Annotated in this window: 6 protein-coding genes; 5 read left to right on the forward strand and 1 reads right to left on the reverse strand. The window is 52.8% G+C overall.

Going from position 1 to position 6,777, the window contains the following annotated elements:
- Window positions 1–846: hypothetical protein (locus ABYW01_RS10555; protein ID WP_372832586.1), on the forward strand; the 846-nt coding region annotated here is incomplete at its 5' end.
- Between the two features lie 76 nt (window positions 847–922).
- Here the strand turns inward: ABYW01_RS10555 and ABYW01_RS10560 are convergent.
- Entirely contained in the window at window positions 923–2,131 is a 1,209-nt protein-coding gene (locus tag ABYW01_RS10560) for a murein L,D-transpeptidase family protein (protein WP_372832588.1), read from the reverse strand.
- 328 nt (window positions 2,132–2,459) lie between these two features.
- Here ABYW01_RS10560 and ABYW01_RS10565 point away from each other — a divergent pair, with 328 nt between their 5' ends.
- Genes ABYW01_RS10565 through ABYW01_RS10580 form a run of 4 tightly spaced genes read left to right on the forward strand, consistent with a single transcriptional unit; the run spans window position 2,460 to window position 6,719 of the window.
- Window positions 2,460–3,500: a Leu/Phe/Val dehydrogenase gene (locus ABYW01_RS10565; RefSeq protein ID WP_372832589.1), complete on the forward strand. Its 1,041-nt coding sequence runs from the start codon at window positions 2,460–2,462 to the stop codon at window positions 3,498–3,500.
- 21 nt (window positions 3,501–3,521) lie between these two features.
- A complete protein-coding gene (gene pdhA / locus ABYW01_RS10570; RefSeq protein WP_372832591.1) occupies window positions 3,522–4,613 on the forward strand; it encodes a pyruvate dehydrogenase (acetyl-transferring) E1 component subunit alpha in 1,092 nt (363 codons plus the stop codon).
- Window positions 4,603–5,589: an alpha-ketoacid dehydrogenase subunit beta gene (locus ABYW01_RS10575; RefSeq protein ID WP_372832592.1), complete on the forward strand. Its 987-nt coding sequence runs from the start codon at window positions 4,603–4,605 to the stop codon at window positions 5,587–5,589. Before pdhA ends, ABYW01_RS10575 begins: the two co-directional genes overlap by 11 nt.
- Window positions 5,586–6,719, forward strand: coding sequence for a dihydrolipoamide acetyltransferase family protein (locus tag ABYW01_RS10580; RefSeq protein WP_372832593.1), 1,134 nt, complete (start codon window positions 5,586–5,588; stop codon window positions 6,717–6,719). Before ABYW01_RS10575 ends, ABYW01_RS10580 begins: the two co-directional genes overlap by 4 nt.
- The last annotated feature ends 58 nt before the right edge of the window (window positions 6,720–6,777 follow it).

The raw sequence follows: 6,777 nt of genomic DNA on the forward strand, positions 1-6,777 counted from the left end.
CAGCTGGTCTCCCTGAACCAATTTGGCTATCCAACGGCCATTGGCATGCATTCAGAGCCTCTATTTGAAGCAAAACCTGAACTGCACGCACATGAAGAAACACCCGCGCCTGAGGTGCCTGCTGTTGTAGAAATCGCCTCTGCTGCCCCTGAATCAGAAAACATCGAACCCAATATTCAGGTTGCAGAAAACCTGACAACAGACAATAACCTTGCAACAGAAGAGCTTGCCGTCGCTGAAGCGATCGGTATTTCCGAGGTAGCTCCAGCCACACCATTGCCATACACAAACGTGGTGATGAACCAGGCCGATTCTGAAGCGATTTCTGCGGTACAAAACCCCGAGCAGAGCAGCACATCTACCGCAGAAACAGATACAACCACACTCAGCGCCTCCCCTGAAGAACTGGCTATTGCACGGGAAACTGAACGCGCAGCAAAACTTCTGGCAAGCCTTGAAGCAGATCAGGATAATGAACCTGCGGTATTAAAAGAAGCAGAGCCAACTCCCGAGAAAGTCATCGAAGGACACCTGAAAAGCTGGGCTAAAGCATGGTCAGAGCAAAACGTTCAAGCTTACGTTCGCGCATACGTCGCCGGTTATAAGCCGAATAACGGAGTAACTCACAAACAATGGGTGCAGACCCGTACCAGCCGTCTGACTAGCCCCGACTACATTAAGGTTGCGCTGAGTGATATTGATGTGGTGATGCTATCCGACAGCCGGGCTGAGGCCACCTTCCGTCAAAGTTATCGTTCCGATCGGTACCGTGATGTCGCCCGTAAACGGATAAGCCTGATGCGACGCTCTTCCGGCTGGAAAATTGTACAGGAAGGCTCTCTCTAATCTTAACGGAGCGATCACTTTTCCATAAAAAAGCTCTTCATATGAAGAGCTTTTTTATCTGTCAGCAGTATTCTGCTTAAGGTTTTCCACGGGACGGCGCACCTTCATAGGCGATCTTCCAGCCACTATTTTCCCGTACCCAGTACTGACGCTTAACCGAGTCACCTTTATAGTTGCTACTTTTGTACGACTGACGGAAGGTCGCAACCAATAACTCGGGCTGGTCGGGATAGGTAAACAGGCTTAGCTGATCAATACCGACCTTGATGTATTTTTTTCCCGCATTAACACGGCGCTTATGGGAAGAAAAACGCTGATAGTCCCAGTTTCCGTTTTTGTAATCGGTTGAGTAGTGCGCTAAATACCGATCACTGTTTTTACTCTCCCAGTCACTGCGCCAGCGATCAATCAGCTGGCGATACCCGGACTGCTGCTGCAACCAGTCGTTACGCTTCATCCAACGGACATTGTGTCCCACCAGCACCGGGGTGTTGCGAATATCCACCATGTCGTCCAGTTCGGTGAAATCGATATTACTCAGGGAGATACAACCTTCACTCGCTTCCGGAGGACGGCTATACGTCTCAAAAGGTGATCCATGTACCCAGATGCCATTTCCGGTGCGACCATGGCGCTCATCCCAAACATTCGGGTAGTTCAATGGTAAAGCACCGGTGCCATAGCGCTCCGGCAACTGAGCATCGGAGAAACGGCCGGTGACAAAGTACACCCCTAGCGGTGTTTTCAGATCACCACGACGTTCTTTCCCTACACCACCACGTCCATAAGAAGCGTAATAGTCTTTGATCAACGTTGGCACGCCCATCTTATTCTCAAATAAGAACAGTCGATGCAAACGGGTATCCATGACCACCGCATACTTCTGTGACGGTGCGAGCTGAATCATCGAAGCCGGCACCATATCCAGCGCCGGTTTCTCTTTCTCAATCAGCAAACGCGCCTTAGCTTCTGAAATAAGACCCGACAGTTTTTTATCATCAATGGCACGGTTGCGACCGATGTCCTGCAACGGAGCACCCTGTGCAGCCATCAAATCAGCATAAATTAACTGTGCAAGGCGAAAATCGGGCTGCTGATTAGTCAGTGTACGCAAATCCTGCAGTGCTGAATCAACCCGCTTTTCTCGCAGGTGCCGCAAGCTGCTAAGCAACAACGCTTCATTATCTGGCTGAAGCTGTGCAGAGGTGCTCGCCGGCGACTCGGCATGCAGCGGCTGAGCTGCAATCGCGCTGGCTAACAGTATCCCTGAAAACAGCTTATACATGATTCGATGAACCTTGTCTGATGATGAGAAAGGAGATGATTATAACCGCATCTGCGCAAACACCCCAGATCAAAATTTAACCCGAATGCCGCACTGCCAAAAGCCACGATCGATTACCGACTTATGACCGTAACTTGTTAGAAAAATTCGCAAAAATTATCTGAACTTTGAGAAAACCTGTGCTATCCAAAATAGGAGGATACGCGACGGAGCACTAAGTAAAAACCCTACAAAATCAGAGCGAATAACCCATTCACTCTGGCAGGGGCAACCCGTTTAGTGCTCAGCGTTCAGGTTTTCCAAGACAACGAGTGCGGAGGATCCCGTCATGTTTGAACAGATGGAAAACGCGGGCCTGGAGAGGCTGCATCTTGCCTGCGACCCAGAAACCGGGCTACGTGCAATTATCGCAATACATTCCACATTGCGCGGACCTGCCATTGGTGGTTGTCGCTTTATCACTTATCAAAGTGAAGCCGACGCAATTACCGATGCCACCCGTCTTGCACGGGGGATGAGCTATAAAGCAGCACTGGCCGGATTACCCCATGGTGGGGCGAAAGCGGTATTAATCAAACCCAATCACAACTTCGACCGCAATGCGTTGATGGAGTCGTTCGGACGCTTTGTACAGGACCTTGGAGGCCGTTACATCACGGCGATGGACAGCGGCACCTTGACCAGTGATATGGATTCCATCGCCCACACCACCAAGTGGGTCACCTGTACAAGCCAGATAGGCGATCCCTCCCCATACACAGCAATGGGCGTGTTCGAAGGCATAAAAGCCGCGGTCAAACACCTGCATGGCAGTGACTCCCTGCAGGGTGTTCATGTCGCACTGCAAGGACTGGGGCACGTTGGCTATGCTGTCGCCCAGATGCTGTACAACAGCGGAGCTCACCTCACGGTATCCGATATCGATCAGGTAAAGGTTCTGAAAGCCGTCAACGAACTTGGGGCGAAGGCTGTTGCCACCGATAAAATATACGGTGTAGAAGCTGATGTATTTTGCCCGTGTGGGCTCGGTGCAATTATTAACGATCACAGCTTACAGCAACTACGCTGCCGTATTGTCGCGGGTTCCGCCAACAACCAACTAGAACGTGAAGAACACGGGGAACTGCTGCGTAGACGCAACATTCTTTATGCCCCGGATTATCTGATTAACGCAGGCGGACTGATTTTCGTCGCTATGCAACACGCCGGTCAGGCCGACGCCGCCATTGCAGCCAAAGTCAGACAGGTTGGCACCTCACTCAGTCAACTGTTCCAGCAAGCCGATCAGGAAGACCGATGTACACACCGCATCGCCAATGAACGGGCTGAGACAATTATTGCCCGGGCAGCGCTGCATTCCGCGGCCTGACCGAGACCAGGAGAGCACCCTATGGACACTGTATTTGAAGGCGAGATTCGTTTCCGCCAGTATCTCAGCACCCAGGGCGATCCATTGAGCACGTTACCGGTCTGGGCACAGCAACCTGAATGGCTCACCCACTGCTATCGCAATATGGTGCTGGCACGCACCATGGACAACAAAGCCGTGGCCTTGCAACGTACCGGCCAGCTAGGTACTTACGCCTCGCTACTGGGCATTGAGGGGATCGATGTCCCCCTGGGCCTGCTCATGCATCCTGAAGATGTGCTGGTGCCTTACTATCGAAATCACGCCTGTCAGATGTTAAGAGGCATGCCAATGGAAGAGATTTTACTCTATTGGGGCGGGGATGAACGTGGTAATGCCGCAGAGCATCAGGGCGAAGATTTTCCCAACTCAGTACCCATTGCGACCCAATCAATGCATGCCTGTGGCGTCGCCACTGCGATAAAAATACGCAATGAAAAGCGGGTAGCCGTCACTCTCTGTGGTGATGGAGCCACGTCCAAAGGCGACTTTCTTGAAGGACTCAATGTCGCGGGTGCCTGGCAACTGCCGGTGGTGTTTATCGTTAACAATAACCAATGGGCGATCTCAGTCCCCCGCGCCCTGCAAAGTGGCGCCCCGACGCTGGCGCAAAAAGCGATCGGCGCCGGTATTCGTGGCGAACAAGTTGACGGGAACGACGCGATTGCGATGCGTGAAGCGATCGAAATTGCACTCGAACGCGCCCGTGAGGGAAAAGGTCCGTCACTAATAGAAGCGATCAGTTATCGCCTTTCGGATCACACCACTGCCGATGATGCGACCCGCTATCGCAGCAATGATGAGCTGAAGCAAGCCTGGGAGCATGAACCGGTGAAGCGTTTGCGTACGTTTCTGCACAAACAGGGTTGGTGGGACGAAACCCAGGAAACCATCTGGCAGGACGAGGTCAATGGCATGGTGCAATCGGCCGTTGACCGTTACCTGGCAACGCCACCTCAACCCGTAGAGTCTCTCTTTGATTACCTCTATGCCGAACTTCCTGAGCAGCTGCGCGAGCAACGCGAATGGGCAATGGTCAAAGCGATGAAAGGAGGCACTCACCATGAATCATGAATCAATCACTCTACTCGAAGCGGTAAATCTGGCCCTCGCACATGAGATGGAACAGGACGAAAACGTTGTGATCCTTGGCGAAGATGTCGGTACCAACGGCGGTGTATTCCGCGCAACAGCCGGCTTAAAGGAACGTTTTGGTAACCGTCGCGTGATGGATACGCCATTGGCTGAAGCAATGATTGGCGGCTTGACCGTGGGGATGGCGGCACAAGGCTTGAAACCGATCGCTGAAATTCAGTTTATGGGATTTATATTCCCCGCTTTGGAACACATCATCTGTCATGCGGCACGGATGCGGAATCGTACCCGCGGCCGTCTCAGCTGCCCTTTGGTCATCCGTGCACCTTTTGGTGGCGGTATTCATGCACCAGAGCACCATTCAGAAAGTACTGAGACCCTACTCGCCCACATTCCGGGCTTGCGTGTGGTCATACCCTCCTCTCCAGCACGCGCCTATGGCCTTTTACTATCAGCCATTCGCAACCCAGATCCTGTCATTTTTCTGGAGCCTAAGCGGATCTACCGCGCCAGCAAGCAACCCGTTCTGGATAACGGCGCTGCATTGCCGCTGGATACCTGCTTCACTCTGCGCGAAGGCTCCGATATTACGCTGGTCAGCTGGGGCGCGATGATCAAAGAAACACTGGAAGCCGCTGAGCAGCTGGCCGAGGACAACATTAGCTGCGAGGTCATTGACGTCGCCACCATCAGTCCGCTGGATATGGACACCATTCTCGCATCGGTCGCAAAAACCGGCCGCTGCGTCATTGTTCATGAAGCATCCCGTCATCTTGGCGTCGGCGCAGAGATCGCCGCCACACTTGCCGAAAAAGCCCTGATGGATCTGCAAGCACCGCCCATGCGTATCACTGGATATGACACGGTGATGCCCTACTTCCGATTGGAAAACCATTTTATGCCCAACACCGCCGACATTATGGATGCGGTCAGACAGACACTGGAGTTCGTATGAAATACTTCAAACTGCCGGATCTGGGGGAGGGACTGCCCGAGGCCGAAATCGTGGAATGGCATATCAAGGAAGGCGATGAAGTTAAAGTCGACCAGATACTGGTATCGGTTGAAACAGCAAAAGCCATTGTCGAAGTCCCTTCACCCCAAGATGGCGTTATCGCTCACCTCTTCGGTGCGGCGGGAGATACCATCCATACCGGCGAGCCGCTGATTGAGTATATCAGTGAAGAAGATGATGACACCGGGACAGTGGTCGGAGAAATTCCGGATGCCGACGGCAATGAAGCCGGGGATGACTTTATTATCGGCGCGGCTCCCAGTACCCGCACCCACCAAACAACGCGCGCAACCCCTGCAGTAAGGGCTCTGGCACGAAGACTGAATGTCGATCTGAATGGCCTGCAAGGCAATGGCCGCAATGGCGCAGTCACACCCGAGGATGTCCAACAGGCGGCCAACATGAACAAAGCACACGGCCATGCTGAACCCTTGCGCGGCGTACGCAAGCAGATGGCGAAAACAATGGCACTGGCCCACGCTGAAGTGGTCCCGGTAACCTTGTGTGAAGATGTAGACATTCATAGCTGGCCTTCAGGTACCGATGTGACGATGCGGCTCGTTAATGCCATTGCTGCAGGCTGCAAAGCGGAACCCGCGATCAATACCTGGTTTGATGGCCCAAGTCTCAGTCGACGTCAGCACAGTAAAATTCATCTGGGTGTTGCTGTCGACACAGAGCAGGGGCTGTTTGTACCTGTTTTAAGAGACATTGGGCGACGTAGCACCGAAGAACTGCGCAAAGGCCTGGATCAGATGCGAGCAGACGTTAAGGCTCGCACCATTCCTCCGAAAGAGCTTCAGGGAGCCACTATTACCCTAAGTAATTTTGGCACTATTGCCGGCCGTTATGCCTCACCGGTTGTCGTTCCCCCGCAGGTTGCCATTCTTGGTGCTGGCGTTATCCGCGACCAGGCCGTCGCCGTTGATGGCGAAGTTGTCGTCCGCAGAGTGTTGCCACTTTCTTTGACATTTGATCACCGGGCAGCCACTGGCGGAGAAGCCGCACGGTTTATGCGAGAAATCATTCGGGTTCTTGAACGAGATTTCACTGAAGAATCAACTGGTTAAAAAACAAGCAGACTTATCGAAAAAATCACTGTCCAAACGTTATAGAAGCCATCGACCC

Source organism: Pontibacterium sp. (assembly GCF_041587635.1).
Classification (GTDB): Bacteria; Pseudomonadota; Gammaproteobacteria; order Pseudomonadales; family Balneatricaceae; genus Pontibacterium.

What these genes read in the sequence shown, in the direction of transcription:
- ABYW01_RS10560 (WP_372832588.1), bottom strand. Translation starts at nt 2,131, where the DNA reads ATGTATAAGCTGTTTTCAGGGATACTGTTAGCCAGCGCGATTGCAGCT.
- ABYW01_RS10565 (WP_372832589.1), top strand. Translation starts at nt 2,460, where the DNA reads ATGTTTGAACAGATGGAAAACGCGGGCCTGGAGAGGCTGCATCTTGCC.
- pdhA (WP_372832591.1), top strand. Translation starts at nt 3,522, where the DNA reads ATGGACACTGTATTTGAAGGCGAGATTCGTTTCCGCCAGTATCTCAGC.
- ABYW01_RS10575 (WP_372832592.1), top strand. Translation starts at nt 4,603, where the DNA reads ATGAATCATGAATCAATCACTCTACTCGAAGCGGTAAATCTGGCCCTC.
- ABYW01_RS10580 (WP_372832593.1), top strand. Translation starts at nt 5,586, where the DNA reads ATGAAATACTTCAAACTGCCGGATCTGGGGGAGGGACTGCCCGAGGCC.